The organism is Cytobacillus gottheilii (assembly GCF_018582665.1).
In the GTDB taxonomy this organism is placed as follows: domain Bacteria; phylum Bacillota; class Bacilli; order Bacillales; family Cytobacillaceae; genus Cytobacillus; species Cytobacillus gottheilii.
In genome coordinates, this window is sequence record NZ_CP071709.1 from 274192 (window position 1) to 300018 (window position 25827).

29 protein-coding genes and 1 riboswitch are annotated in these 25827 nt (G+C 38.8%); of the genes, 16 read left to right on the top strand and 13 right to left on the bottom strand.

Features of this window, described 5'->3' with window-relative positions; all coding sequences use genetic code 11:
- Nucleotides 1-72: 72 nt before the first annotated feature.
- Nucleotides 73-528 carry a GNAT family N-acetyltransferase gene (locus J1899_RS01485; RefSeq protein ID WP_214477044.1) on the bottom strand — a complete coding sequence of 152 codons (456 nt, stop codon included), beginning with the start codon at nucleotides 526-528 and terminating at the stop codon, nucleotides 73-75.
- 152 nt (nucleotides 529-680) lie between these two features.
- Between J1899_RS01485 and J1899_RS01490 the strand changes: the two genes are divergently transcribed.
- Nucleotides 681-1706, top strand: coding sequence for a DUF1835 domain-containing protein (locus J1899_RS01490; protein WP_214477045.1), 1026 nt, complete (start codon nucleotides 681-683; stop codon nucleotides 1704-1706).
- Nucleotides 1707-1774: 68 nt separating this feature from the next.
- Here the strand turns inward: J1899_RS01490 and J1899_RS01495 are convergent, their stop codons facing one another.
- From J1899_RS01495 to J1899_RS01505, 3 genes are all read right to left on the bottom strand, one after another.
- On the bottom strand, nucleotides 1775-1924 hold the full coding sequence (locus tag J1899_RS01495) for a hypothetical protein (protein ID WP_214477047.1): 150 nt from the start codon (nucleotides 1922-1924) through the stop codon (nucleotides 1775-1777).
- Nucleotides 1925-1938: 14 nt separating this feature from the next.
- Entirely contained in the window at nucleotides 1939-2145 is a 207-nt protein-coding gene (locus J1899_RS01500) for a YozQ family protein (protein WP_214477049.1), read from the bottom strand.
- 207 nt (nucleotides 2146-2352) lie between these two features.
- Nucleotides 2353-5442: an efflux RND transporter permease subunit gene (locus J1899_RS01505; RefSeq protein ID WP_214477051.1), complete on the bottom strand. Its 3090-nt coding sequence runs from the start codon at nucleotides 5440-5442 to the stop codon at nucleotides 2353-2355.
- A gap of 100 nt (nucleotides 5443-5542) precedes the next feature.
- Here J1899_RS01505 and J1899_RS01510 point away from each other — a divergent pair, with 100 nt between their 5' ends.
- Entirely contained in the window at nucleotides 5543-6382 is an 840-nt protein-coding gene (locus tag J1899_RS01510) for a TetR/AcrR family transcriptional regulator (protein WP_214477052.1), read from the top strand.
- Nucleotides 6383-6497: 115 nt separating this feature from the next.
- Here J1899_RS01510 and J1899_RS01515 read toward each other — a convergent pair whose 3' ends face one another.
- From J1899_RS01515 to J1899_RS01525, 3 genes are read right to left on the bottom strand one after another with little or no spacing between them, the layout of a single operon-like run.
- Complete coding sequence (locus tag J1899_RS01515) at nucleotides 6498-7619, bottom strand: Ger(x)C family spore germination protein (protein ID WP_214477055.1); 1122 nt, start codon at nucleotides 7617-7619, stop codon at nucleotides 6498-6500.
- Entirely contained in the window at nucleotides 7616-8704 is a 1089-nt protein-coding gene (locus tag J1899_RS01520) for a GerAB/ArcD/ProY family transporter (RefSeq protein WP_214477057.1), read from the bottom strand. The genes J1899_RS01515 and J1899_RS01520 overlap by 4 nt, the downstream gene beginning before the upstream one ends.
- 11 nt (nucleotides 8705-8715) lie before the next feature.
- The gene (locus J1899_RS01525) at nucleotides 8716-10173 is read right to left on the bottom strand and encodes a spore germination protein (protein ID WP_281420599.1); all 1458 of its coding nucleotides are present in this window, start codon (nucleotides 10171-10173) and stop codon (nucleotides 8716-8718) included.
- A gap of 81 nt (nucleotides 10174-10254) precedes the next feature.
- On the opposite strand from J1899_RS01525, the gene J1899_RS01530 reads away from it, so the two are divergent.
- The 4 genes from J1899_RS01530 to J1899_RS01545 all read left to right on the top strand — a co-directional run bounded on the left by J1899_RS01530 (nucleotide 10255) and on the right by J1899_RS01545 (nucleotide 12207).
- Complete coding sequence (locus J1899_RS01530; RefSeq protein WP_214477059.1) at nucleotides 10255-10731, top strand: DinB family protein; 477 nt, start codon at nucleotides 10255-10257, stop codon at nucleotides 10729-10731.
- A 178-nt stretch (nucleotides 10732-10909) separates the two neighbouring features.
- Nucleotides 10910-11062, top strand: coding sequence for a YpzG family protein (locus J1899_RS01535; RefSeq protein WP_080848865.1), 153 nt, complete (start codon nucleotides 10910-10912; stop codon nucleotides 11060-11062).
- A gap of 166 nt (nucleotides 11063-11228) precedes the next feature.
- Complete coding sequence (locus J1899_RS01540; protein WP_066450881.1) at nucleotides 11229-11714, top strand: hypothetical protein; 486 nt, start codon at nucleotides 11229-11231, stop codon at nucleotides 11712-11714.
- Nucleotides 11695-12207, top strand: coding sequence for a hypothetical protein (locus tag J1899_RS01545; RefSeq protein ID WP_246586553.1), 513 nt, complete (start codon nucleotides 11695-11697; stop codon nucleotides 12205-12207). Before J1899_RS01540 ends, J1899_RS01545 begins: the two co-directional genes overlap by 20 nt.
- A gap of 65 nt (nucleotides 12208-12272) precedes the next feature.
- On the opposite strand, the gene J1899_RS01550 is transcribed toward J1899_RS01545, so the two are convergent.
- Both J1899_RS01550 and J1899_RS01555 read right to left on the bottom strand, forming a co-directional pair.
- Nucleotides 12273-12950 (bottom strand): DUF1129 family protein, encoded by a 678-nt coding sequence (locus tag J1899_RS01550; RefSeq protein ID WP_214477061.1) that lies wholly within the window; start codon nucleotides 12948-12950, stop codon nucleotides 12273-12275.
- Entirely contained in the window at nucleotides 12940-13278 is a 339-nt protein-coding gene (locus J1899_RS01555; protein ID WP_214477063.1) for a PadR family transcriptional regulator, read from the bottom strand. Before J1899_RS01555 ends, J1899_RS01550 begins: the two co-directional genes overlap by 11 nt.
- Nucleotides 13279-13695: 417 nt before the next feature.
- Here J1899_RS01555 and J1899_RS01560 point away from each other — a divergent pair, with 417 nt between their 5' ends.
- The 3 genes from J1899_RS01560 (at nucleotide 13696) to J1899_RS01570 (ending at nucleotide 15503) form a co-directional block, all read left to right on the top strand.
- Nucleotides 13696-13905: a helix-turn-helix transcriptional regulator gene (locus J1899_RS01560; protein ID WP_214477065.1), complete on the top strand. Its 210-nt coding sequence runs from the start codon at nucleotides 13696-13698 to the stop codon at nucleotides 13903-13905.
- Entirely contained in the window at nucleotides 13902-14297 is a 396-nt protein-coding gene (locus J1899_RS01565) for a hypothetical protein (RefSeq protein WP_214477067.1), read from the top strand. The genes J1899_RS01560 and J1899_RS01565 overlap by 4 nt, the downstream gene beginning before the upstream one ends.
- A gap of 119 nt (nucleotides 14298-14416) precedes the next feature.
- Nucleotides 14417-14525: riboswitch (SAM riboswitch) on the top strand.
- A gap of 180 nt (nucleotides 14526-14705) precedes the next feature.
- Nucleotides 14706-15503 carry an alpha/beta hydrolase family protein gene (locus J1899_RS01570; RefSeq protein WP_214477069.1) on the top strand — a complete coding sequence of 266 codons (798 nt, stop codon included), beginning with the start codon at nucleotides 14706-14708 and terminating at the stop codon, nucleotides 15501-15503.
- Nucleotides 15504-15558: 55 nt separating this feature from the next.
- Here the strand turns inward: J1899_RS01570 and J1899_RS01575 are convergent, their stop codons facing one another.
- Nucleotides 15559-16056, bottom strand: coding sequence for a hypothetical protein (locus tag J1899_RS01575; protein WP_214477071.1), 498 nt, complete (start codon nucleotides 16054-16056; stop codon nucleotides 15559-15561).
- The gene (locus tag J1899_RS01580; RefSeq protein WP_343216734.1) at nucleotides 16053-16532 is read right to left on the bottom strand and encodes a DinB family protein; all 480 of its coding nucleotides are present in this window, start codon (nucleotides 16530-16532) and stop codon (nucleotides 16053-16055) included. Before J1899_RS01580 ends, J1899_RS01575 begins: the two co-directional genes overlap by 4 nt.
- A 168-nt stretch (nucleotides 16533-16700) precedes the next feature.
- On the opposite strand from J1899_RS01580, the gene J1899_RS22530 reads away from it, so the two are divergent.
- A complete protein-coding gene (locus tag J1899_RS22530) occupies nucleotides 16701-17000 on the top strand; it encodes a Parvovirus coat protein VP1-like protein (protein ID WP_246586554.1) in 300 nt (99 codons plus the stop codon).
- A gap of 273 nt (nucleotides 17001-17273) precedes the next feature.
- Here the strand turns inward: J1899_RS22530 and J1899_RS01585 are convergent, their stop codons facing one another.
- Nucleotides 17274-18242 carry a sugar phosphate isomerase/epimerase family protein gene (locus J1899_RS01585; RefSeq protein WP_214477073.1) on the bottom strand — a complete coding sequence of 323 codons (969 nt, stop codon included), beginning with the start codon at nucleotides 18240-18242 and terminating at the stop codon, nucleotides 17274-17276.
- A 203-nt stretch (nucleotides 18243-18445) separates the two neighbouring features.
- On the opposite strand from J1899_RS01585, the gene J1899_RS01590 reads away from it, so the two are divergent.
- The 6 genes from J1899_RS01590 (at nucleotide 18446) to J1899_RS01615 (ending at nucleotide 25262) form a co-directional block, all read left to right on the top strand.
- A complete protein-coding gene (locus J1899_RS01590) occupies nucleotides 18446-19435 on the top strand; it encodes a LacI family DNA-binding transcriptional regulator (protein ID WP_214477075.1) in 990 nt (329 codons plus the stop codon).
- A 114-nt stretch (nucleotides 19436-19549) separates the two neighbouring features.
- Nucleotides 19550-20533, top strand: a complete 984-nt coding sequence (locus tag J1899_RS01595; RefSeq protein WP_246586555.1) for a substrate-binding domain-containing protein — start codon at nucleotides 19550-19552, stop codon at nucleotides 20531-20533.
- 73 nt (nucleotides 20534-20606) lie between these two features.
- Complete coding sequence (locus tag J1899_RS01600) at nucleotides 20607-22121, top strand: sugar ABC transporter ATP-binding protein (RefSeq protein WP_214477079.1); 1515 nt, start codon at nucleotides 20607-20609, stop codon at nucleotides 22119-22121.
- Nucleotides 22114-23097, top strand: coding sequence for an ABC transporter permease (locus J1899_RS01605; protein ID WP_240056682.1), 984 nt, complete (start codon nucleotides 22114-22116; stop codon nucleotides 23095-23097). The genes J1899_RS01600 and J1899_RS01605 overlap by 8 nt, the downstream gene beginning before the upstream one ends.
- A gap of 12 nt (nucleotides 23098-23109) precedes the next feature.
- Nucleotides 23110-24147, top strand: coding sequence for a Gfo/Idh/MocA family protein (locus J1899_RS01610; protein WP_214477081.1), 1038 nt, complete (start codon nucleotides 23110-23112; stop codon nucleotides 24145-24147).
- 185 nt (nucleotides 24148-24332) lie between these two features.
- Nucleotides 24333-25262, top strand: coding sequence for an AEC family transporter (locus J1899_RS01615; protein ID WP_246586556.1), 930 nt, complete (start codon nucleotides 24333-24335; stop codon nucleotides 25260-25262).
- A 72-nt stretch (nucleotides 25263-25334) separates the two neighbouring features.
- Here the strand turns inward: J1899_RS01615 and J1899_RS01620 are convergent, their stop codons facing one another.
- A complete protein-coding gene (locus J1899_RS01620; RefSeq protein WP_214477083.1) occupies nucleotides 25335-25754 on the bottom strand; it encodes a DUF1801 domain-containing protein in 420 nt (139 codons plus the stop codon).
- Between the last annotated feature and the right edge of the window lie 73 nt (nucleotides 25755-25827).

Genomic DNA, 25827 nt, shown 5'->3' on the forward strand with positions numbered 1-25827 from the left:
GTATAAAGATAAATAAATGTACGATACTTGCAGCATTGTCAGTTTTCAAATTGTGATGACTAAAAATTTTAATTATAACTTTAAGGTCATAAACAGACTGTTAGGATCAGGAACATAATCCGCAAAAGGTTCACAATAGTGAAATCCAGCTTTTTCATACATGTGGCGGGCAGGCAGAAAGGCTTCCATAGAACCTGTTTCTAAACTCAATCGTTTATAACCGCGGTTTCTAGCCTCAGCAATAATATAATTCAGCATCAGCCGGCCCACACCTTTCCTTATATGGTCAGAAGAAGTTTTCATTGATTTCACTTCACCATGATCAGGTGCTAACTCTTTTATAGCACCACACCCAAGCAGCTCCTCATCCTCCCATACACTCCAAAAAGTAACTTCAGGCTGTCGCAGCCCATCTAGGTCAAGAGCATGAATACTCTCAGGAGGAGAGTGAAGTGTCATGCTTTGTAAATGATCCTCTAGCAGCTGTTTAATCTCAATACTAGTTAAATCGTCTTTTTTGATTTCCATAATAAGACCTGTCCTTTCATTACATATTCTTATTGAACATCATATTTCAAGAAGAGTATTAAATGCCAGAATAAAATGAAAAGAAATTGGAAAAGTTCTACAGCTCCTTTACAATAAAATAAAGATCTCTGTGAGGAATGAGGTAGAGACACATGGAATTGGAAGCTATGAAGAAAACCATTAGCAGTTTAAGTGAAAGTGATGCAAAGTCTATGTTACTTCTGTTGTTTGCGAAAACAAATCAATTGAAGCAAATGGGGAATACGGATTCAGAACTGGCGATGGAAATTGAAAAGATGTACAACGGACTTGAGAGGGCTATTGAGGAGAAGCAGAAGGAAAAACGGATTGAGGAATATGAACGGATTCATATTATGTTTGGAGCTTCCCCAGCAGGCAGTCTTCGAGAGGCTCTTAAGACGATGAAGCTTGAGCATAAGGAGAAAATTATCGTGTTTGGAGATATGCTCTCCGTAGGACCGATCTATCACTTACATACAGAAGACGGGCAGGAAAAACGCGCGAATTGGATGTTAACCGCTTTTCCTTATGATGAAGAAGACTGGAGAATAAGCGAGTTTGAAAAGAGTCTCCATGAAATCACTTCAATCAGCGAGAATCAGCACATTACCATTTGGTGTTCTAACAGTGCACATGAGCAAACGGCACTTCGTTTTGTTCTTTTTCTATTAAAGGAGCGAGAACATCAAATTCAAGTGGTCAATACAGCTGCCTTACATGAAACGCTATTCAAAAGGAAGGATGTTGAATATCAGGTGCTGCATACTGGAGAAATTCCACCAGAGAAACTCCAAATTATGTACGAGAAGAGTGATAGTGAGAAACTGAGCCAACAGGAGAGGGAAATGTTCGAAAATGAGTGGCTCTCCTTAGCGGAAACAAAGAATGCTCTAAGAATAGAACAGAATGGAATAGTTGAGTCAAAGAATGAATCTTATTTTGATCAAACCATCATTGAGACTGCTAAAGAGTTAAACATGGATAGAGAATTTAGAAAATCAGCTCGTCTCATTGGCCAGGTTCTAGGAGAATGTGAGCAGCATATAGGGGACTCCTTTATAGAATATCGCCTCCGCAAGCTAATTGAAAAAGATGTCTTTGAGGTAAAAGGGAGTTTGAAGGCGATGAGATATTATAGTGTTAAATTAAAGGTCTAAAAAGAAATTGAAAGGCCGTCCAATTAGGTAATACTAATGGACGGCCTTATGTTCTTCTTGCCTTTAGCTCAATCCTCTAACATAACCGGCGGGATATCATAATCCTGCTGTTTTTTATAATCTGAGCCTTCAGTATGCTTCAAATGCTTATGACTTGGATATGTTGACTTGTGCTCATGTGAGAGCTTTGCCACTTTGCCGCGATCCCTATTAACCAAGGTAAAACCTCCCTTTACTTATCGTACCCATCTCTGCTTAATGGAATATCTTTGCCGTTTACATTTTCGATTTTTCCATCAATCGTGCCTTCTGTATACGTGTCCGAAGCTTGTTCATGTGTATGAGCAAGACCTGAGGAGAGCTGATCCTCTTTTTTGTAATCATCTGGACGATATGTTCTGCCTGCAAGTTCTAAAGACTGCTGATTTTTCTTAGTCATTTAAAATTCACCCTTCCATAACTTTTCGGTTTAGAAAAAAGGCACACGAAACATGCTTTGTTATTTAATGATAGTGGCCATACTTTAGTATGCTTCTGTAAATCAATCAGATGAATGTTAAAAAACTCCTGTTGAAGATTCAGGAAGAAAAAAAGCCAGAGAATCAGGTTCTCTGGCTTTTGCATTTGGACAGGTTCAAGCGTATCCTTAGTTATCTTTTACTTCTTTACGATTTTTCTTAAGCATTTTCGATAAGATTTCATAAACGATTGGCACGATGATTAACGTTAAGATTGTTGAGCTAGTTAATCCGCCGATAACGGTAATACCAAGTCCTTTTGAAATCAGACCGCCGCCGCCATTACCAAAGAGCAATGGAATTAAAGCACCAATAGTCGCAATAGCAGTCATCAAGATTGGACGAAGACGAGTAGCTCCTGCTTCAAGGATCGCTTCACGCATATTCAAGCCTTCGCGTTCCATATGAATGATTCTGTCGACCAATACGATTGCATTGGTAACAACAATTCCTATGAGCATTAGGAGACCCATCATTACAGATACGGAGATTGTTTCTCCAGCTATTAGAAGTCCAACGAATGATCCAATCACTGCAAATGGAAGTGAGAATAGGATTGCAAATGGTGCTGCACCTTCGCCGAACGTTACGACTAGGATGAAGTATACAATCGCAATCGCAGCGAGCATTGCAATTCCAAGCTGTGTAAAGGTTTCATTCATATCTGCAGCTACACCGGCAACTCCAGTTGTAACACCGTCAGGGAAGTCTAAGTCATCGATTGCTGCATCTGCGTCAGCTGTTGCTGTCGATATATCATCACCAATAATGGTTGCTGATACAGAAGCATAGTACTGACCTTCGCTTCGTGCCAGTGTATTAAGTGTTGTGCCCTCTTCAACAGTCACAAGCTCTGAAAGTGGCATTGACATGCCCATTGGTGTTGCGATTTCTGTTTCAAGAAGTTCATCAATTGACTTAGGTTCAGCTTGCTGATCCTGCTGAATGATGACATCGAGTGTTTCTCCGTCCTTCTCAACCGTTGTTAAAACTTCTTTTGTTTCTGTATTGCTTAATGCCATTACAATCTGACCAGTTGTTAATCCATATTGCAGAACGTCTTCCTGGTCTACATTAAAGGTATACTCTACATACGCGTCTTCCGCACTTGATGATACATCTTCAAGTCCTTCCGTATCGTTAAGCACGTCTTCAACCATTTTAACGGATTCGTTCAGGTTATCTAAATCTTCGCTATAGAATGTGTAGCTAACCTCATTTGTTGACATTCCCATAGATGAGAAGTCTTGGCTTTTCCACTCACCGGATTGGCCTATATTAAAGACATATTCTTCAATGTCTTCGCGTACTTCTGGGAAGTTATCCATTTCTGGATCAAAGATCAGGTACATTAAAGCACCGCCGGCACCGCCGCCCATCATGGCTGCAGAAGGGTCAGAGGAAGCCTCGTCTTGAATGGATAACTGGACAATGTCGATATCTTCTCGCTGCAGCATTTCTTCCTCAACAACGGTTACGTTGTCCAATGTATCTTCTGTTGTTTCACCCGTTTCAGGTGTATAGGTTAAATACATTACTTTTTCTTCTTCGCTGCCTAAAAAGCTAAATCCAATAAGCGGCGTAAGGGCCAAGCTTCCAGCAAGAAGGATAACAGCGATCACAGATGTAATGATTTTGTGATTCAATGTTTTTTCAAGAACGCCTCTATACCACATTGCAAGCTTGCCAACTTCTTTATGGCTGCTTTCTGTTTTCGGACTGTACAGCTTCTTTTTAAATAAGAAGTGAGAAAGAGCTGGAACGATTGTAATTGCTACAATTAAGGATGCACCTAAAGCAAACGTCATTGTTAATGCGAAAGGCATGAACAATTCTCCAACCATGCCGCCAACAAAAATCAACGGAGCAAAAACAGCTACGGTAACTAGAGTGGACGATAAAATTGGTTTAAACATTTCAATTGTTGCTTCTCTAATAAGCGCACGCCCAGTAAGCTTTTCTTCTTTTAAATGCATACGGCGATAAATATTTTCCACAACAACGATGGAGTCATCAATAACCCGCCCGATTGCTACGGTAATGGCACCAAGTGTCATAATATTTAATGTAATATCCAGCCAGTGCAGCAATAGGAATGCCATAAAGATTGAAACTGGAATAGATACAATTGAGATAATCGTTGACTTAATGTCACGCAAGAATAGAAGGATGATCAATACAGCGATTAAACCGCCAAATAAGGCTTTTTCAATCATTGTATGAACAGAGTCCTCAATCGGAGCTCCTTGGTCTAATGAAATATCAATCATCAGTCCATCAATGGCTTCTTCTTGATCGGTTGCAAACTCTTTAATAGCATTTACAACATCAACCGTGTTATCCTGCTGTCCTTTTACAATCTGAATGGCAATGGCATTTTCCCCATTTGTCCGGGAGACAGATTGTTCGCGTCCAACTGTTTCAATTGAGGCAATATCGCCCAATGCGACAAATGGAACCTGATTTTCTTCTGAAGGAGTTATTGGAATAAGAAGCTCTCTTAACTCTTCAACTGATGTAACTTTGCCGTCAACAGCGACTGCCTGTTCACCATCTTCAAACTCATAAAGCCCAAGAGACATAGCCATATCACTGGCTTGAATCATTTGTTTGACATCATCTTCTGTTAAGCCGAGCTCAGCCATTCTTTCTTCATTGAAGGTGAAAATAGCTTCCTCAATATGCTGACCGGAGATTGTTGCAGAAGCAACACCGTCAATTTTTTCAATCTCTGGTAAGATCGTGTCTTCTACAGTCGATGTTAATTCTACAATATCTTCTGAGCTGCTGCTGATAGATAAAGCAACTACAGGCATCATATTCATCCCGATAGATGTTACAGTAGGTTCCTGAACATCTTCAGGCAGTGTGACAGTATCTAAAGCTGACTCAAGTTCTCTTTTCTTTTCATCCATATCAATGCCATATTCGTATTCAACCTGAATACTTGCTACATTGGAACTGGAATTAGAGAAAACAGCTTTTACATCTTCAAGTCCTTCAATGGCACTTTCAATAGGTATTGAAACGTCTTCCATTACCTTCTCCGGAGTTGCTCCCGGATAGATTCCCATGACCATTAAATATGGAATGTTAATGTTCGGAATCGTTTCTGTTTTCATTTGTGTACCTGAATAAATACCCGATGCAGTAATAATGATCGTTAATAACCATACAGCGAGTTTGTTTTTCAGGACAAAATTTACTAAACCTTTCACAATTACACCTGCCCCTTTATTGACTTTGTTCAATTAATTACATATACTAATGACTAATCGGTCATTTGTCAATTGATTTCATTTAGGAGAGTATTAAGATATGGTAAAGAAACAGTTAATAATGGAAAAGGCACTAGAATTGTTTGCGGAACAGGGATTCGATGCTACTTCTGTACAACAGATTACTGAAAAGAGCGGTATATCAAAAGGTGCGTTTTATTTATCCTTCAAATCAAAGGATGAGCTAATCTTTGCTTTAATTGATCATTTTATGAGTGAAATCGTTTCCAATATTGACTATCTGGTCAGTGGTGGGGGATATCAAAAGGATGAGCTGTTATATCAGTTTTACCTTACGATATTAAAAAACTTTGAAGAACACTCTAATCTTGCCACTGTTTTTATGAAGGAACAAACACATACGTTAAATATGGAACTGATTATGAAGCTTCATTTCTATGATAAACAAATCAATCGTGCCATCCTGAAAATGATTGATCAAATTTATGGTGATTCAATTGCGGCTACAAAGTTTGATTTGCTTTATTGTGTAAAAGGATTTATGAAAATGTACTCGGAGCTTTTTATCTTTTCAAAGCTTCCGCTTGATTTGAAGTTACTGGCCAGCTCACTTGTTGAAAAGACAAATTTGCTTGCAAAGCATTCCACAGTCCCTTTTGTTACAAAAGAGCTCGTTAACTTGCTCGATCTGCCGGCAGAAGGTCCTCCAACATCAGAAACCTTAGTCAAACATATAAATGATCTAATTGCTGAGGTACAAGAAGGATTTGTAAAAGATGCACTGCATGAGTTAAAAGAACAAATAAATAAACAAACATTAGATATCCTGCTGATTAACGGACTAGTAGAAATCGTGCGCCAAGATGCTCAGTGCATGTGGGTTGCTTTTCTCCTCCGCCGCTATTTTAAAATAAGCTGAGGATTCACGGTTATAAAATTTAGTACAGCTTCAGTGATAAGGTTCGTTCTCAGGATTTGAGACATGATTTTAAACGAATATTAACTGAACCCTCAGCTTCACCTGAGGGTTCCCTTTATTTTGTAGCTCCTTTTGCCCCAAAATCAATAATTTTTAGATCTACTTTAAATTGAACATTTGCTTTGCTGAAAATTTCATCCATATTATTTTTGTTTTGTTTATAAAATTTAGGATGCTGAGATCGAATATAGTAAAAGAAACCTGGCGCATCTGACTTTAAGTCATTTTGCAATTTGTCGAGAATAATCCCGACCTGCCGTTCTACTTCCTTTTCAGCGGCTTTTTCTATTTCTTTCAAATAAGAGGAGCTAAAAGAATCTTCATTTGAATACCAGTCTTCAGAGAGACGGGTATTATACTCGGTTGAAATGTCGATTGTTACTTGTGAATCATTAACAGTAGTTTTAATTTCTTTATTTGTTTGATCAATGACCTCAACACTAAAACGTTTCCCTTTGTGTTCTCCAACGATAATTCCACCTTCAATATTTCCCTCAAGCCAGTTCATATAGGAAACTTCATCTGCAGTTAACATTCCTGCTAATTCAGAATGATTATTTATGACACCTGCTCCATCTAACTTAAGCATCTTTTCTTTAATAGAAACGGATTGAATGGCAAAGCTACCAGCTGCCTGTAGGCTTGCAGAGGTCTGACCCAATGTTATCGATGGCAGAATCTTACTTGTCGCTGAAATATTCTCGCTTAAAGAATATAGATCATTAGAAGGAACGCTTCCATCTTCTCCTGTACTTAAAATTTGTTCTGCAGGATCTTTTGAAACCATAATGATACAGCTTCTTCTTGTATCATTATCTTTTATAAATTGATTGATTACAGCGTCTAATGGGAGACTTTTTAATACATTCTCATTAATAATGATCAATCGCTGCTGATTTGCAAATAGAACATTTTTAGACATCGCTACTTCTCTTATGGCATCATGAACGGTTCGAGCGAGCACGGTGGCGTTTTCATAGGAAGGGGCTGGAGTTTCTGCAGACTGTCCGGAAGCTGGCAAGAGAATCTGATGTGTCAGAGATAGCTGATCATCCTCTCCAAGATCAATGCCCACTCCTACTAATAACGACAGATCTTCTATTTCTTCACTGTCCCAGCACCCGCTTAAAAGGGAGATAGCGACAAATAGCCCGATAAGATGCACGACCAGTTTCATGTTCTCATCCTCCTTTTTAAACCGTAAACGAAAAATGTTGCAAAAGGAAGAATGATAAGGACTACCGGAAATGCAAAGCCGAGCAGGTCACTGAATATAAAAACATCACCAAGATCTTTGGCGTAATTAGCTAAAAGAAATATCAATGGAACGAGTATGATTAAGTTAGTAGAGAACCTGTTATGAAACACATGTGTCATGCTTTTGGCTGCAAAATAGAAATAAAGCATATGAGTGGTGAAGAACTGCAGAATCCAGGTAACTAATAGAAAGAGCTCTAATCTTTCGACGAAGATACCTTGAACTTCAAATGATTGGATAAATGAAATGGTTGGCCATGTGACCGACGTTACCTCATCAATTGTAAGTGTGCTTACAACTAAAATATATGTCAGCACATACATGCCAACTGGGATGAAACAGCCTAATAAGACGCCTTTATTGATATTTAGCTTTTTATCTGTCATTCCGTATAAAAATAAAACTAATTCAATTCCAAAAAAAGATAGCTGTCCGGCACTAAACCCTTTTAGAATAGGCTGCAAACCATATCCCAATATAGGTTTGATATTCATAAGATCGACAACTTTAAAGCTCATGCTATAAATAAAAAGGACAACCACAATGGTAATAGGAAGAAACAGAATACAAACTTTAGCAATTGGTTTAATGCCTCCGATAATTAAGTGAACAGCCGCTAAAATTAGTGCTAAGATAGTTACTTCCATAGGAGTATTTTCAAGCATATAAAAGCGGACCATTTCACTCATTGCCCGGACTTCAAAACTTGCAATAGAAAGAAAATAACCGGCTAAGGCGAGGCAAATAGCTTTTCCTGCCCACTTTCCATAAGCCTCTTCAATATAAGAAAAATAATCTGTAACCCTATGTTTTTTTAGCATATAAACAAGGAGAATTAATAGAAGAGCTGCACAAATACCATTGAGGATTAGTATAATCCATCCATCTGTAGTTGTTGCCTGCTCTGTTAAGCCACGAGGAAGGGTGAGCATTCCTACGCCTAGCATTGCACAAGAGAGGATTGAAGTAATTTCTAAATTTATTAGGGTTGGTTTAGCTTCCATATTTTTATCTCCTAGTTATTGCCTGCTTTTTTAGGAAGTCTTATTAGAAAATCCCGCTGTTTTTTCTTATTAAATAATTGTCTTAAATCTAGATAAGGCTCATTAAAGCTTGTTAATTTCGCTAAATGAGTGATGAAAATGATAAAAAATAAGGTTGTGCCATATAAACCCAATATCGCAGCAATTCCCATTGCACCAAATCGCAATGCCCTAAAGCCAAGACCAAAGCTATATTGAGGGACCGTGAAAGAGGTGATCGTGGTGATGGATACAATAATAACCATGATCGAACTGACCAGATTTGCCTGAACGGCAGCCTGACCGATAATAACGCCGCCAACAAGGCCAATGGTTTGCCCAACAGGAGTTGGAAGTCTTACTCCTGCTTCTCGTAATAACTCTATCGTTAATTCCATAATGATTGCCTCAATAAAAGGAGGGAAGGGCACATTTTGTCTCGTTCCGGCGATTGTCATGGCGAGCTCAGTTGGAATCATTCCAGAATTAAAGGATACAAGCGATATATATATTGCTGAAAGAAAGACGGTAATAAACACTGAGATATAACGTAATAACCTTAAAAATGATCCGGCAATCCACCGTTCATAATAATCATCTGGAGATTGAAGAAGCATATCTACCTTTGTCGGAGCAATTAAAGCGAAAGGAGAGCCGTCGACTATTATTCCCACACGGCCTTCCTTTAGAGATGCAAGCACTTTATCAAGCCGCTCGGTATTTTGTATTTGTGGAAAGGGTGTATAATGCGTATCCTCAATTAGTTCTTCTAGAACACCTGAGTCTAATATGTCCTCTTTTTTTACTTTTTCAATACGAGAAAGGACTTCATCAACAAGGTGCTGCTTCGCTAAATTTTTGTTATAGATCACAGCAATTTCCTTTTTTTCTTCCGATCCTGTTTTTATTTTCCTGACAACAGTGCTTTGATCTTTTGTACTCTGTCTAATGAGAGCGATATTATCGCTCAAGCTTTCAATCAGTGAAATTTTAGGGCCTCTAACTACACGTTCTGTCGTAGGTTCAGCAAAACTTCTTGTTTTAGAACTCGGAAGATTAAGAAGAAGTGCTTCCTGTTTTCCTTCCAAAACAAGTGCAATTTTCCCATCAAATAACTCTGTCATCAGCTCTTTTTCTGTATGTGCTACATTGAATAAAAATGGCTGGAAAAAATGCATTAAGTCATCATAAGAATGGATTTTATCTGAAGATGAACTGGTAAGATCTTGAGCCAGCTTCCAATATTCTGTGTAATCAATAACCCCATTTACAAAAATAAAAAATGCTTTCCTGGAAAGGACTGTTATCTCCGTAAATTGGATATCATCCTGATTCTTGGTTAAAGCTTTTAATGAATCTTCAGTGAAGGTTCGTTTTCCTTTGTTGAACATATTCTCACCCTTGTTTTCATATGTATTTGTATTTTTTGCATGTGCTTGATAAATATTCATGAAGTAAATTCATTCTTTTTAAGTGACTTCTATCCTGTGTTAGAATGAAAAGCAGGAAAAATGAAAAGGGAGATGAATGAAATGTACCGTCAAGTAAATGATTTCTTAAATGAGTGGAATGCTGAAGCTGTTAGTACTATAGCCGTAATGGATGCATTAACAGATGAAAAATTGGAACAAGCAATTACTGAGGGACACAGTACCCTTAGATGGTTAGGCTGGCACCTGGCAACAAGCCCAGTATTCTTCGCAAGCTTAGTTGGTGTGAACCTTGCACCTCCAACAGAAAAAAAAGAAGAAGAAATGACTGCCGCTGATATTCAGATTGCCTATAGAAAAATAGCAGAGGAATTAAAGTCTGCAGCAGAATCGACACTGGCGGACGAGCAGCTTACTGAAACAATTGATTTTGGAGGTCCGACAGCGAAGGGATCTATTCTTAGTAAACTGATCCTGCATCAAACACATCACCGCGGACAAATGACAGTCCTTCTTCGCCAAGCAGGGCTGCCTGTACCTGGGGTTATGGGACCAACGAAAGAACAGCAGCAGGGATAACATATTTAGAAAAGCCGGTTCTCTAAATTAGAATTCCGGCTTTTCTGATGTTTTCTGTTCTTTGACTTTGAGAGGCAGTTCGTAAAAGGGAACATAAAATTTATTATTTTGCACATGCTAAAATAGATATTCCACTTGAATATCCGGAACTACATCCTAACTACGAGGTGATTTTACCATGAGTTACCGCAATCGATTAGACGAGCACTCTGCACAGTTTCATCATAACTGGACAAGACCGAAACGTTCTAAATCGCAGGTGAATGGGCATACGGAAATGTCGCAAACGAACATTATTTTGCGCAGTAATGCCAAAGCCCATCGCTGGTAAGTAGTAGGAATAGGGGAAGGTTTAATTGGAATAAGGCAATTTAAAAATTGCCGTCGCAAAAAGACCTGGGGAGTATCCCTTAGGTCTTTTTGTACATGATTTTTTAAGTTTCATTCTCATAATAAAGGGTTGAACGTTCATACTAACAGGAAAGGAGGAGATCGTATTGGAGCTTCTGATTATGTGTGTAATTGCCTGGTTAACAGTGGCCATTTTCACATTTTTGCCTTATAAAATGTCTGTTGCAGCCAATATACTTAACTATTTAATGATCGCTGTTGTAGATATTAATAAAATATCTTTTCTCGCCTTTCATTATCAGTGTATTGAAATTAGCTCTGATACCATACGCTTTATCTCATTTATTGTGTACCGGGATATCATTTTTTCCTTTTTACTGCTTATCTTAGTGAACATTTGGTTTGCTTTCCATCATAAATGGATCCGATTCCTTGCTGCAGTGGGTACTTTGGGGATTATAGCTATCTTGAGAGTGCTCCTCAGTTCACTGTCCATATTCACGTATAAACATTGGTCATTTATACATGAGCTTCTTATGGATGTTGTCATGTTGCTTCTTACAGTTTTGATCGCATATATGTCTCGCAAAATTACAAAAGGAATGAAGACAAGTGAAAAACATCCTATATGAGCAAGGTTTTAATGCCAATGAAATGGTTATCCTGGGGATGATTATAATAGGAGGAATTATTGTTATTGTTCTTCCTAAGATATTATCGAAGGCATCAGCTGTTTTCAGTTTATTATTTGGTGTCACAACTGGGCTGATGTTTGATCACACATTAGCCGTACCTCCATTAGATCTATATGATGTAAACGATCAGTCAATCTATCAGACATTTGATATGTTCAGTTATTTAATGTATGCCCCATTTGGTTATATCTTTATTTATATATATCGGCGTTTTAATATAAAAGGCTGGAAGGTTATTCCTTATATTCTAGGCTGGACCGCTTTAGCTATTCTTGTTGAAGTATGGGCAATTAAAGTAGGCATTTTTCATTTTAAGAACGGCTACAGGTCCCTGTATTCCATTCCAATTTATCTTTTTGTACAATCTGTGCAGTTATTTTTATATGAAAAGGTTTTTATGAATCATGATTATGATAAGGGGGTGAGTTAAGAGACCCCCTTAAAGCTCTAAGGGAGTGTGCTATATAGATTTTGCTGTATACCAGAGGTGTTTTTTTATTTTGTAATGTGATATTTCCGATCTGCCACTTTTAGACAAATAAGCAGTACAATGCCCACAATTAGGTATACGAATCCACCTGATTCAATTGGATGTCCAAAAGAAGGAATCCATTTTGGCAAGAAAAAGATGCCCAGTAATGAAATCGTAGAAAGAGAAAAGAGAAGAAAGAAGTCTTTAATCTTAGTAGATGCTTTGTAAATAGAATTTTGAAGCCATTTAAAGATCAAAATAACATCGAGGGAAATAATAGCTGCTATGATAAAGAAACTGACGATAGCCGTCCCTATATAAAGGGTCTGATCCCTGTCTTTTACATAATGGATAATAATGTCCCCAATCCCGTTAATGACAGCAAAAATGCCTGCTAACTGAAGCAATAAGAAACCTATAAAAAAGGCTGATCTTTTGCTTGGTTCTTTAGGAAGCTGCTTGATCATTTCCTTACAATATGCTGCTGGATCTTCTCCAAACACATCTTTCGCACTTTTCCCTGCGTTCTGCGCATCTACCAAATGATCTAAAAGCTCCAACAGTAATTCCTCAGATTGCTGTTCCGAAACGGATAAACTTGTTCGTATATAAACTAACATATTCTCATAATACTCTTCATTTTCTTTTGTAAGATGTTGGCGTTTTTGATTATTTAGTCGAATTAACTCTTTAGCATTCATGATCATTACTCCTATTCAATAATTTACCAACCGGTTTTTGAATACTGCTCCATTCTGTTTGGATTTCAAACAGTGCCTGTTCCCCGGATGTGGTTAGCTGATAGTATTTGCGTTTAGGACCAGAAGGAGATTCACGCATTTCTCCTTTTATAAGTCCTTCTTTTTGAAGCCGCAGCAGGATCGGATAAATCGATCCCTCACTTACATCATTTAAGCCAAAATGCTGAAGCTTTTGTGATAGTTCATAACCATATACCGTTTCTCTTTCAATAATTGATAAAATACATCCTTCTAAAATTCCCTTTAATAATTGACTTCTAAAAGACATCCTTATTCTTCCTTTTTATTGTATATTGTATTGCAAGATACCGGGGCTTAAAAATGTCTTTCTGGTCAGAAAGATATAGTATGCCGATCGTTATTATGTGCTCATGGTAAGGTCTCTAATACGTTTTGCCTCCTTTCTGGATTTTAAAAATTACTAGGCAGCTGAGCAAATGGTTTTTAATTGTGTAGAAAAATACTCTTAGTGAGTAATCTAATATGTATTACAAGGTAGTGAGATAATCATCTACCTTGTAAAACAATATAGTGTTAGATTAAACGGGAATTTTAAATAAGTCAAGGAATTATTTTCAAAAAAATCCATGAATTCTTTCGGTTATGTAAAGATATCTTTACTTTTTCTTTTGGAACATGTTATACTCCGTGTAAAGATATCTTTACATGGATGGCGGGGAATCATTTGAAGGTTACCAATCGAATTAAGGAAATCAGAATCGCAAAAGGAATTAGCCAAGTTGAGATGGCAGAGGCATTGCAAATTACGAGGCAGACGATCAATGCAGTTGAAAAGCATAAATATAATCCTAGCCTTGAGCTTGCTCTTAAAATGATTAAATATTTCAATGTGCCAATCGAAGAATTATTTACATTGGAGGAGGATACAAAATGAAGAATCTGCAGTATTTAGCATGGGGTTTTATTGTTGTCTGTATGGGTGTGGGTATTCTGATTGCCAAATGGATGATTCCAGACTTGTCATGGAGCGCCGTTGCTGCCAGTATAGGCGGAACGGTGGCAGGTGTTGGACTTGTGGCTGCGGTCGCTAAAATTCGTGAAATGAAAAAAAGAGATCATGTACCTGATGTGGATGAAAGAACATGGAATAACATGAAGAATTTTTATGCCGCTGCGCTATATTTTGTCTTGATTGGCAGCATGGCTGTTGTGATTGTGCTAGTGGGGTTAGGACATGAAACAATAGAACTAGGAGCAATCAGCCTCTATTTGCTGTTTTTATTTATGATTCTTGCCATTGGATCATTTTTAGTCAAAAGAGCATAATACTGGAGTTCCTCCTGCTGGGGGCACCCACCATGTGTTCAATTTAAATTGTGCTATAAGGGCTGCAATTCCCTATTGATATTTGACAATAATTGTATTAGAATAAATGTAATTTCATAATCTTATCCAGAGAGGTGGAGGGATTTGGCCCTTTGAAGCCTCGGCAGCAGACTCAAGCTTTGAGCACTGTGCCAATTCCAACAAGCGTATTTGCTTGGCAGATAAGGAGAACGGTAAATTAAATCTCATCTTATGCTGTCAAAAGCATAAGGTGGGATTTTTTTGTGTCTGCTAAGTATTGAATTTTGCCCGGAAAGCCTAGGACGCTATGTGTTACGTATCAGTATTAATTGTCAGTATAAATCTGACTAATGCGATGAGATTAATTTCATTAGATGAGGTGAAGAAATGATAAGACATATTTCAATTCGATGGGAAGATCGAGAACTGGCAGCGGCAATTCATTATCCAGATTCATATGGGAAAGAAAATAAAAAATATCCCGTCATCGTAATTTGTCACGGTTTTGTGGGAACGAAGGTTGGAATTAATCGTCTCTTTGTCAAAGCTTCTAAAGAATTATCACTGGAGGAATGTGTAATTGTTCGCTTTGACTATGCAGGATGCGGCGAGAGTGAGGGCGATTACGGGCAAAGCTGTATTGATGATTGGATTAGCCAGACACAATCTGTCATCAGCCATTCACTGGGGGTTGAACATATAGACCGTGAACAGTTAGTGCTTATAGGCCATAGTCTTGGAGGTGCTGTTGCCCTCTTGACCGCTACACGGGATCAGAGAGTTAAAAGACTTGTGTTATGGAGTGCTGTTGGTCATCCCTTTAAGGATATAACTGCTATTGTTGGAGAGGAAAGGCTGGAGGTATTGAAGGAGAGCGGCGAATTTGATTACCAAGGATATTCCTTAAGGGAAAACTTTATAGAATCTCTTAAAAAATATCATCCACTAAAACTAGTATCTAAATTTAATGGAGATGTTCTTCTTATACATGGAACAGCGGATGAGGAGATTAGCGTTAATCATTGCTACAATTATTACTATGCATTTCGGACGCGTAAACAGGGAATCTGTGATAAGCGGATTATCAATGGAGCCAACCATACATTTTCTTCTGGGGCAGCATACAGCCAGCTGATACATGAAACAAAGCAGTGGATTGGTCAGAGACATACGCTGGCCATTTAGTATGAACAGAACAGCAGAAACCGAGCGGAAAAAGCGGTAAGTGAGAAAGAGGCTTTTAATCATTTCCGCTCCTTTTTCTTTTCTTAAAATAATGATTCAAGAAATAGAAAAAAACTGTCATGACAGCCAAATATAAAGGCAGCGGTCCTGCAGAATGCTTCAGTGGTAATGGTTCCCCATATACTTGCCATTTTTTATTTGTTTCATCAACATTCTGCTGAAGAGGTGCACAAAGAGGCACTTTCCAGAAACCGAATTCCTTATTGGCGAAAACCAGTATTTTATCTCCTGCTTTATATGTGTTTCCCCAATCGTTATCCTCATATATTTTAACCTTCGTCTTGTCTACACCTTTCCATGACTGCACAACTTCAAGTTTAGTATTTTTGGTCAGGTCACTGCTGCTGATCACTTTGCCGATAAATACAGCTTCATAGTCATGTATGGCCTGCGAGGGATCAGGTATTGCACAGTCAAGAGCGTAGATCTTAGTGGGAAATACGAAAAAGGCTAATACCAGGATAATCAGAATGATATTTTTGTAAGGTCTCATATTTTACTTAAAGATGAAAACTGCCTTCCAATGTAGCCGGGAGAAATAGGTGTAAGTCCCAGTTCTCTTGCCCAAATAGAGAGCTGCCCAATATGGTGAATTTCATGCGCCACTAAATGATGCAGAATATCAGATACGGTATGAAACTCATCTTCCCATGGGATATAAACTTTTTGATTATATGTATGTGGCTCTATTGCCGTCATAAAAACTCTATTCTCAGATAATGTTTGCTGAGAAAGAATTTTCAGCTGATCTAAACTTTTATAAGAGTCAAAGTCGAAAATCACATCGTCCTTGCTTTGGATCGCACGCAGCCAGCTATACTCTACATCGATAATATGAAACAGTGTATATTGAATACTGCCGACACCGCCGACTCGCTTTTGCAGCAATGCTTCTGGAGAAAGCTGCTCACACCAATGCAGCCATTCATCTCGAACTTGCCAGTTATACTCAAAAAAAGACAGCATCATAACTCCCCCTTTTATTTAATACATACTATTCTATTCTTTATTCGAAAATCCTCTAGGTATTTGGTTTTTCTAGTGCGATGATCATGAAATTCCGCAAGTTTCATAGGTTTTCCTCCAATCCTTTTTGGTGGAGGTGCGTATGGATAATAGAAAGGAGTGAAATAGAGTATGAGAATACAGAATAGGCGGCGGACGAGAGGTCCTGGTTTCTGCTTGTCGGGTGGCTACCGCTATTGCGGTCCAGGCTGCAGCGGTCCGGGAGAGCCGATCAATTATGTGGATTCCTGCTGCAAGAAGCACGATGAGTGTCTTAGAGAATATGGAAATAGCTGCAAATGCGATCAAGTATTGATTCAATGTGTGGAGTCGAAATTAAACAATTGTACAGACGAGGGGAAGAAAGCTCGATTAATATCGAGATTTATGAAATTTAGAATGTCGATGAGATGCGGACGATGGGCTGAATAGTCTTTTTGAATGTGTCCAGCTTCAGCGCCAAAAAAAGGGAGAGGAGCTCCCTTTTTGCGTTTGGCGGATATTTTTGGCGGATATCGGCTTTCCAGAGCGGTTTTCCACCGCTTTTTTACTCAAATGCTCTGCTAATCTCTCTAAAGTTGTGAAAAAGGTTTAATTTTAATTCAAATGATCGCTTTTTCCAATAACGAACTCAGTAATTTAGACGAATCAGACCAAGAGAGCCCCAAATATAGTGTTCCGTGCGTTTTCAGTCCGCTCCTCCGATCAAGCCCACCACATCTCTGCTGCTGGCTCACTGAATAAAAGCGGTTTCAAATTTGCTGCTGCTTTAGAAAAGCCTTCTTCTACGGACATTAACCCATCTTCATGCTCAATGCTGACGACATAATCATATCCATATAAACGAAGCGCGCTGATCATGTCTGCCCACGTTTTGGTGTCATGTCCATACCCGACAGTACGGAAATTCCATGAGCGGTTTTGCATCTTACTGTAGTCAGTCATATCCGTTATTCCATTTCTATTCACATTCTGCTGATCAAAGATGGTATCTTTTGCATGGAAGTGGAAAATAGCATTTTCTCTGCCAAGAATTTTAATCGCCTCGACAGGATCAATGCCTTGCCACCACATGTGGCTGGGATCAAGGTTAGCACCAATTGCGGTGCCGCAATGTTCCCGCAGCTTCAGCATGGTCGCAGGTGTGTGAACAGAAAAACCGCCGTGAAGCTCGAGGCCGATTTTCACGCCGAGCTCTTTAGCTCGTTCATTTTTCTTGCTCCAATACGGAATGATTTTCTCCTCCCATTGCCACTTTAGCACTTCTTGAAAATCATGAGGCCACGGAGCTACTGGCCAGTTCGGATAGAGAGCATTCTCATGATCTCCCGGACAGCCGGAGAAAGTGTTCACTACTGGAATTTCAAGCTCCGCTGCAAGCTCCATCGTTTTGTTCAGCAGTATATCTGCTGGTTCGGATATAGCCTTTTGCGGATGAAGGTGGTTCGAATGGCAGCTTAATGCACTGACTATTAAACCATGACTATTAATATCCTTTTTAAATTGATTAAGAGCACTGCGATCACTGAGCAATGTATCAATTGAACAATGGGAATCTCCCGGATAGCCGCCAGTACCGAGTTCAATTGCTTCAATTCCTTTAGAAGAAACAAATTGAAGCATGTCATAAAATGATTTATTTGAGAATAAAACTGTAAAGACACCTAATTTCAAAATAGACCCCTCCAATTATTATTTTCAGAAAATAAAGAAATGTAATCCGTTACATAAACTAAGTTATTAAAAAAAACATGATAAATCAACTGTTTTATGAAATTAATTTTCAGTATTGACAGATAATTCCGTGTGTAATATCATCGAATTGAAATCGATTACATCTTTAGCAGTTCAGCAATACAGAAAGTAGGCAAGAAAATATGGCGAATATCCAGCAGGTTGCAAAGCTAGCAGGTGTATCTGTTGCAACCGTCTCGAGAGTATTAAACGGACAAAGAACAGTAAGTGCTAAAACTAGATTTAAAGTTGAGCAGGCAATTGAAAAATTAAATTATGAACCGAGCATGCTCGGCCGAAACTTAAGAAACTCTGAAAGCAGAATGCTGCTGATCTTAATTCCAGCGATCACAAACCCATTTTATTCGGAGGTTATTAAAGGAATTGAGCATATCGCGATCAGTTCGAATTATAATATTTTGCTCTGTGAAACCGATTCAAGTCCTGAGCGTGAAAATATTTATTTTGACCTGGTAAGAACAAAAATGGCTGACGGCATTATATCAATGGACCCTGCTGTTAATACCGAAACACTTAAAGTTCTGGCAAAAAAGCATGCCATTATTCAATGCAGCGAGTACACGCCAGACAGCGGGATTCCTTATGTGACAATCGATAATGAAAAGGCCTCTTACCAAGCAGTCAAGCATTTAATACAACTAGGGCATAAAGCAGTTGCGATCATTAATTCAGATGAGAAGTACTTGTATGCCAGACAAAGAATGATGGGTTACAAACGGGCAATCATGGAGCATGGATTAGAACTCAATGAATCGTATATCATTCATACACAGCAGCTTGGATTTGAGCAAGGACAGCAGGCAATGAGGAAGCTTTTAAGTCTTGGCGAAAGACCGACTGCAGTATTTACGGTATCAGATTTGCTTGCAATAGGAGCTTTAAAGGAAATTAATAATCAAGGATTGCATGTACCCAATGACATTGCAGTAGCAGGCTTTGATAAAATTGATTTTTCTAATATGACCAATCCAACTTTAACAACGGTTGCACAGCCGATGTATAAAATGGGGACCATTGCTGCTGAAATGCTCATTGCAAAAATAAAAGGTCAAGAAGTCGAGGATGTCATTTTAGACCATGAATTAGTCATACGCCAATCAACTTTAGGATAGACATCAGCTAAGATCAGCGCTCTGTTATTAATGATTTGATAATAGAGCGCTGACCTTACATGTAAATGTAATCGATTACATTAAAGGTGGCATGATGTAAAACTAAAAAAAGGGGTGGATCGCTTGAAACGCTTATTAATGATTGGTCTTACTGTTTTTTTACTAACGATTCTTGCGGCGTGCAGCGAAGAAGGCAGTGGAGACGGCAACGGAGAAACTGACGGTGAAAAAAGTTTGAAAATTGGGATTTCTCTTCCTTCCGCTACACATGGATGGATGGGAGCGCTAATTGAGGAAGCTGAAAACCAGGCAAAAGAGCTAAAAGAAAGTGAAAACATTGATTATGTGATTACTAATGCTGCAGATCCGAATAAACAGGCCAATGATGTGGATGATCTTATTTCACAGGAAGTAGATGTTATTGTCATGCTGCCGATTGAATCAGCTGCCTTAACACCTGTTGGGCAAAAGATCAAAGATGCTGGTATTCCGCTTGTCATTGTGGATAGAGAATTAGAAAATGATGCGGCAACAGTTGTTGTGAAAGGCGACAATGAAGGAATCGGTGTAAATGCAGGAAAGTACTTTATTGAACAGTTAGGCGGAGAAGGAAAAGTGGTTGAAATCACAGGACCGCCTAGTTCTGTAACGGAACAGCGCGGATCAGGCTTTAAAGAAGCAATGGAAAGTGAAGAAGGAATGGAAGTGATCGCTTCACAGAGCGGTGATTTCTCTACAGAAAAATCTCTAACTGTTATGCAAAACATTCTTCAGGCACATCCCGAGATTGATGCTGTGTTTACACAGGATGATGGAATGGCTTTAGGTGTTATTCAGGCAATTAAAGAGGCAGGAAGAACAGATATTCAATTTGTTACTGGTGCAGGCGGTGCTAAGGAAGTATTTGAGAATATGAAAGAGGATGGCTTAATTAAAGCAACTTTCCTTTATTCGCCAACAATGGTGAAGGACGCGGTTGTGATCGCAGGGGATATTGCAAAGGGTGAAGAGCCTTCAGAATCAATGGTTGTTAAAGAGGCTACACAGGTTACAAAAGAAAATGCTGATGAGTTCTACAATCCTGATTCAAAGTTTTAATAAAATGAGGAAGGAAATGTAAAAACGTTTCCTTCCGCTGCTTTGCCTATTGTCAAAGTGAAGGGGTGAGAAAATGGAGAATAAAGTCTACTTAGAAATGAGAAATATTAAAAAATCTTTTAATGGAGTCAAGGTGCTTAAAGGTGTTTCACTTCAGGTTCAAAAAGGCGAGGTTCATGCACTGCTTGGAGAAAATGGGGCCGGCAAATCAACGCTTATGAATATATTAGGAGGAGTTCATCAGCCTAATTCTGGAAGCATTACAATAGAAGGACGCGATGTGAAAATGTCCGATCCGCGTGAATCAAAAGCAAACGGAGTCAGCTTTATCCATCAAGAGTTAAATGTTGTCCCTGATTTAATGGTTTATGAAAATTTATTTTTAGGAACAGAGATTAAAAATAAATTTGGCTTTCTAAATGTTGAGGAAATGTGCAGGCAGACTGCCGATATTTTAGGGCGGCTTGGAGTGGAAATTCATCCGAAAAACTATGTCTGGGAACTCGATAATTCTTATAAGCAATTTATTGAAATAGCGAAATCATTACTTCATAAATCAGAACTGATTATCATGGACGAACCAACCTCCTCACTTGCTGATCATGAGGTAGAGCGGCTATTCACTTTTATTCGAAATCTAAAGGAGACTGGCGTTTCCATCATTTACATTTCCCATAAGCTTAAAGAGATTGAAGAGATCTGTGATCGTTTTACGGTGCTGCGTGATGGAGAGCTTGCAGGAGCAGGAATTGTAAAGGAGTTTAAACTGGATCAAATTACAAAGCTAATGGTAGGGAAGGCGATCTCGAATGAACGGTTTGAACACAAGGAAAGTCAGGAAGCTGTTCTGTTAGAGGTAAATAACTTAAGCAGTGAAGGGTTATACAAAAATATAAATTTTTCCGTAAAAGCCGGAGAAGTAGTAGGATTTACGGGTCTTGCTGGAGATGGAAGAACAGAGCTGTTTGAAAGTATTTTTGGCTATCGAAAAAAATACACGGGTCAAATTAAGGTTCGCGGCCATGTGTTAAAAATAGATCATCCGCAAAAAGCTGTCAAAGCGAAAATTGGTTTTGTTCCAAAAAACCGAAAAGAGAATGCCATAATCAAAGATTTAAGTGTTATTCATAATATGAGTCTTTCATCATTATCCAAGTTTAATAGAAATGGACTGCTGGATCAAAGCCTTGAGAGAAAGCGATTCAGACATTATAAGGATTTACTGAATATTAAAGTTCATGATCCGAATATCACGATCGATAAACTTAGCGGAGGAAATCAGCAAAAGGTAATGCTGGCAAAGTGGCTGGAGGCAGACCCTGATATCCTCATTTTCGATAATCCTACACAGGGTATTGATGTTGGAGCAAAGCAGGAGATCTATGAGCAAATTCTAGCGTTAGCAGCGATGGGGAAAGCGATCATCATTTTATCCTCAGAAGCACCTGAGATTCTTAGGCTCTGCCAGCGCATATATGTTATGTATCAAGGAGAAATCGTATCCTCATTTAATGGTAATAGAGCCACAGAGGATATGATCATGAGCTATGCTACAGGAGCAAAAAGGGAGGATGAACAGATTGGCTAATCCAGAATTAAAAGAACCCGCAAATCAAGGATCTGCCATGGGAAGTGCAAAATCACGTCTTACATGGATTTGGTCAGAATATAGCGTTATTATTGCTTTTGTCATTATTTTTATTTTAGCTGCCATTGTGAATCCAAGATTCTTAGATATTAATAATCAGCTGAATATACTAATGCAGGTTTCTATTATTGGAATTGTTGCTCTCGGTATGACAGTGGTTATGCTGTCCGGCGGAATTGATTTATCGGTAGGATCGGTTCTTGCTTTAGTTGGCGTTCTTACAGTCCTTGCGCTGAATGCCAGTGGCAGTATACTAGTTGGAATATTGACTGCTTTAGCCTCGGGCGTCATTATTGGTCTATTGAATGGATTATTAGTTGCGAAAGGGAAGATTGCCTCCTTTATTGCAACGCTCGGGATGATGGCTGGAGCCAGGTCGATTGCTTTATACATTGCTGAAGGCGGGAGTATCTCAGGTGAAGTATCAGGCTTCACGGCAATTGCCAATACTGAACTATGGGTTATTGATGTACCAATTATTATCTTTATTTTAATGGCCGTATTGGTATATATGCTTATGCATAAAACAAGCTTTGGTCGTCATGTTTACGCGCTTGGAAGCAATGAAAAAGCGGCACTGCTTTCAGCTATAAGAGTAGATCGGGTGAAAATCGCTGTATATAGTCTTGCTGGATTGCTTGTGAGTGTTGCAGCAATCATTGAAACATCACGTTTGAATTCTATTTCATCCTCAAGCTCTGGCATGCAATATGAGCTTGACGCTATTGCGGCAGTTATTATTGGGGGAACAAGAATGACGGGTGGCCGCGGGAAAGTCATCGGTACTTTCTTTGGGGTTTTAATATTAGGTATCTTAAATAATATGATGAACCTAATGAATGTCTCTCCTCACCTGCAAGGGTTTGTAAAAGGAGCGATTATTATTGTGGCGGTTGTATTTCAAAAGAGAGAATAGGAGGAATGCTGAATGGGAATCAACGTTGGGATTATTGGCTGCGGATCCATTGCAAAAAATCGGCATGCACCTGAATATGGTGCTAATCCATATGTGAATGAAATTGTTTTTTATGATCGAAATCCAGAAAGAGCGGAAGCGTTAGCAAAACAGTTTAACGGCAGAGCAGCCTATTCATTAGAGGATCTGCTGGAAGACCCAAGGGTTGAAGCAATTAGTGTATGCTCCTCAAATGAAAATCATGAGAAAGACACGGTAAGCGCCCTTTTAAGCGGAAAGCATGTATTGTGCGAAAAGCCCCTGTCTCTAGAAGTGAATGAAGCAAGAAAAATGATACGTACAAGAGACGAGACAGGGAAAAAACTGATGATTGCTCATAATCAGCGATTTACAAAAGCACATCAAGAGGCAAAGGAGATTATCAGCAGCGGGAAACTTGGAAAAGTATTAACATTCCGAACTACCTTTGGGCATGGCGGTCCTGAAAGCTGGGGAATCAATAAAACCAATTCCACTTGGTTCTTTAAAAAGGATCGATCCGGATTAGGAGTGGCGGGTGATCTTGGCGTCCATAAGATCGATCTTATTCATTATTTGCTGGACGATCAAATTACAGATGTGAGTTCATTCATGGGTGCTCTTCATAAAAAAGACGAATCTGACAAACCGATTGAAGTTTGTGATAATATTGTCTGCTCACTGAAAACGAGGAAGGGTGTTATCGGTACAGGATCTTTTTCTTGGACTTATTACGGAGAAGAGGATAACAGCACTATTTTATACTGTGAAAAGGGAATCCTGAAAATCTACCATGATCCAGACTATCAACTGGAAATGATTTCTCATGCAGGAGAAAAGATAAGGTACGAGATCGAAGGGATACAGACAAATGAGAATCAGAGTGCCAGCGGTGTCATTGATGCTTTTCTGGAAAGTCTGCAGCATGATGAACATGTACCCGTCACAGGAGAAGATGGCTTATTATCTCTGCAGGTTATACTGGCGATAATAAAAGCGGCCGAGACGAATACAGTGGTTGAGGTAAATTAAGTATTAATCCATACTGGGAAACTGGTATGGATTTTTTTAGCTTGTTGAATAAAAGTGTAGATGATGGACAAGCAGGAAACCACTTCATAAGCAATTCTAATATTACATCATAATAAATTCATATTTTACAAGTATTTACTGGAGGAATATACTGCAGAGGTAAATAACTGAATGGTGGTGCTCCGGTGATGGTTATGGCAGAAATTTTTTTGAATATTATTGCTCCCATTTTATTGCTTTTGCTATTAGGTTTATTTTTACAGAGGAAATTCAATTTTGATTTAAAATCATTAAGTCATTTAATGACGTATGGATTGATGCCTGCAGCTATTTTTATGAATATTTATCAAACCGACTTTAACATGCAGCTTCTAGTAGAGGTCGCTCTGTATCTTTTCCTGTTTACACTGACAATGATGCTGATTGGCATAGGGTGGAGCCGTGCTTTGAAGCTTGAAAGAAATGATGCTGCCATCTTGAAGAATGGCATTAGTTTAATGAATTCAGGCAACTATGGACTGCCTGTCAGTCAAATGCTTTTCTCCGCCAACCCAGTCGGTACCTCCATTCAAATCATTGTTCTTCTTTTTCAAAACCTTATGACCTATACATACGGACTTTATAACCTCATTGCAGCGACAAAATCCGGCTGGAATATTATCAAAACATTTTTGAAGCTTCCGTTAATATATGCTGCCCTATTGGGAGCTCTCCTTAATGGGTTTGAGGTAAACCCGCCTTCTTTCCTCCTTACACCTATTCAATATCTGGCGGATGGCTTTATGGCAATCGCTTTAATTATACTTGGTGCACAACTTGCCAATATAAAAGTTAAGTCTGTAAATATAGCGGTCATCATCACTTGTTTTACACGTTTAATCATATCTCCTGCAGTGGCTATGGGCATTATTTTTCTGCTTGGGATCGATGGGGTCATTGCCCAGTCATTGCTCGTTGCCAGCGCCTTGCCGACCTCAAGAAATAGTGCTACCTTAGCACTGGAATATGATGTGAACCCGGATGTGGCTGCTCAAACCGTATTAATCACCACCCTATTGAGCGGATTTTCAGTGTCTATCGTTGTGTATTTATCGACCATTATTTTTCCTTATTAAAGCTTTGGCCAGCTGTCTTTCAAATGAAAAAAGCAGAAATGAGCTCTGATCACTCATTTCTGCTTTTATATATTAATTTGGATAACGTTCTCTAAGACATTTTATAGATGCCACAATCAATTCTTTCAAAACTTCACGGTCAACATCGTTCAGCTTATTAATATAAACACATGCTTTGCCTGTTGTATGTTTGCCAAACTTCTTCAATAACTCATCTCTCTCTGTCTCGCCAGGAGCAAAGTATAAGCTGATTTTTGCTTTGCGCGGTGAAAAGCCGACAAGTGCTGCATCTCCTTCATGTCCGGTAGCATATTTATAATGATAAGAACCAAATCCGATTATGCTTGTTCCCCACATTTTTGCTTCATACCCAGTCGTTTCTGTAAAGATATCGAGCAGTTCATAAGCATCTTGTTTCTTCTTCTCACTTTCAACACTTTCAATAAACTCAATTACGCTGTGATCCGTCTCTTTCGTTTTCAGCTCGTACATATACATCGCCCTTCCCATTTATGTTTATATTATAAATATAAACGAAAATAGGGAGATTTAATTGATAAAAAGA

Bases quoted from the DNA above. Each gene is read 5' to 3' on its own strand.
- J1899_RS01485 (WP_214477044.1), bottom strand. From the start codon at position 528: ATGGAAATCAAAAAAGACGATTTAACTAGTATTGAGATTAAACAGCTG.
- J1899_RS01490 (WP_214477045.1), top strand. From the start codon at position 681: ATGGAATTGGAAGCTATGAAGAAAACCATTAGCAGTTTAAGTGAAAGT.
- J1899_RS01500 (WP_214477049.1), bottom strand. From the start codon at position 2,145: ATGACTAAGAAAAATCAGCAGTCTTTAGAACTTGCAGGCAGAACATAT.
- J1899_RS01510 (WP_214477052.1), top strand. From the start codon at position 5,543: ATGGTAAAGAAACAGTTAATAATGGAAAAGGCACTAGAATTGTTTGCG.
- J1899_RS01515 (WP_214477055.1), bottom strand. From the start codon at position 7,619: ATGAAACTGGTCGTGCATCTTATCGGGCTATTTGTCGCTATCTCCCTT.
- J1899_RS01520 (WP_214477057.1), bottom strand. From the start codon at position 8,704: ATGGAAGCTAAACCAACCCTAATAAATTTAGAAATTACTTCAATCCTC.
- J1899_RS01525 (WP_281420599.1), bottom strand. From the start codon at position 10,173: ATGAATATTTATCAAGCACATGCAAAAAATACAAATACATATGAAAAC.
- J1899_RS01530 (WP_214477059.1), top strand. From the start codon at position 10,255: ATGTACCGTCAAGTAAATGATTTCTTAAATGAGTGGAATGCTGAAGCT.
- J1899_RS01535 (WP_080848865.1), top strand. From the start codon at position 10,910: ATGAGTTACCGCAATCGATTAGACGAGCACTCTGCACAGTTTCATCAT.
- J1899_RS01550 (WP_214477061.1), bottom strand. From the start codon at position 12,950: ATGAATGCTAAAGAGTTAATTCGACTAAATAATCAAAAACGCCAACAT.
- J1899_RS01555 (WP_214477063.1), bottom strand. From the start codon at position 13,278: ATGTCTTTTAGAAGTCAATTATTAAAGGGAATTTTAGAAGGATGTATT.
- J1899_RS01565 (WP_214477067.1), top strand. From the start codon at position 13,902: ATGAAGAATCTGCAGTATTTAGCATGGGGTTTTATTGTTGTCTGTATG.
- J1899_RS01570 (WP_214477069.1), top strand. From the start codon at position 14,706: ATGATAAGACATATTTCAATTCGATGGGAAGATCGAGAACTGGCAGCG.
- J1899_RS01575 (WP_214477071.1), bottom strand. From the start codon at position 16,056: ATGAGACCTTACAAAAATATCATTCTGATTATCCTGGTATTAGCCTTT.
- J1899_RS01580 (WP_343216734.1), bottom strand. From the start codon at position 16,532: ATGATGCTGTCTTTTTTTGAGTATAACTGGCAAGTTCGAGATGAATGG.
- J1899_RS22530 (WP_246586554.1), top strand. From the start codon at position 16,701: ATGAGAATACAGAATAGGCGGCGGACGAGAGGTCCTGGTTTCTGCTTG.
- J1899_RS01590 (WP_214477075.1), top strand. From the start codon at position 18,446: ATGGCGAATATCCAGCAGGTTGCAAAGCTAGCAGGTGTATCTGTTGCA.
- J1899_RS01600 (WP_214477079.1), top strand. From the start codon at position 20,607: ATGGAGAATAAAGTCTACTTAGAAATGAGAAATATTAAAAAATCTTTT.
- J1899_RS01610 (WP_214477081.1), top strand. From the start codon at position 23,110: ATGGGAATCAACGTTGGGATTATTGGCTGCGGATCCATTGCAAAAAAT.
- J1899_RS01620 (WP_214477083.1), bottom strand. From the start codon at position 25,754: ATGTACGAGCTGAAAACGAAAGAGACGGATCACAGCGTAATTGAGTTT.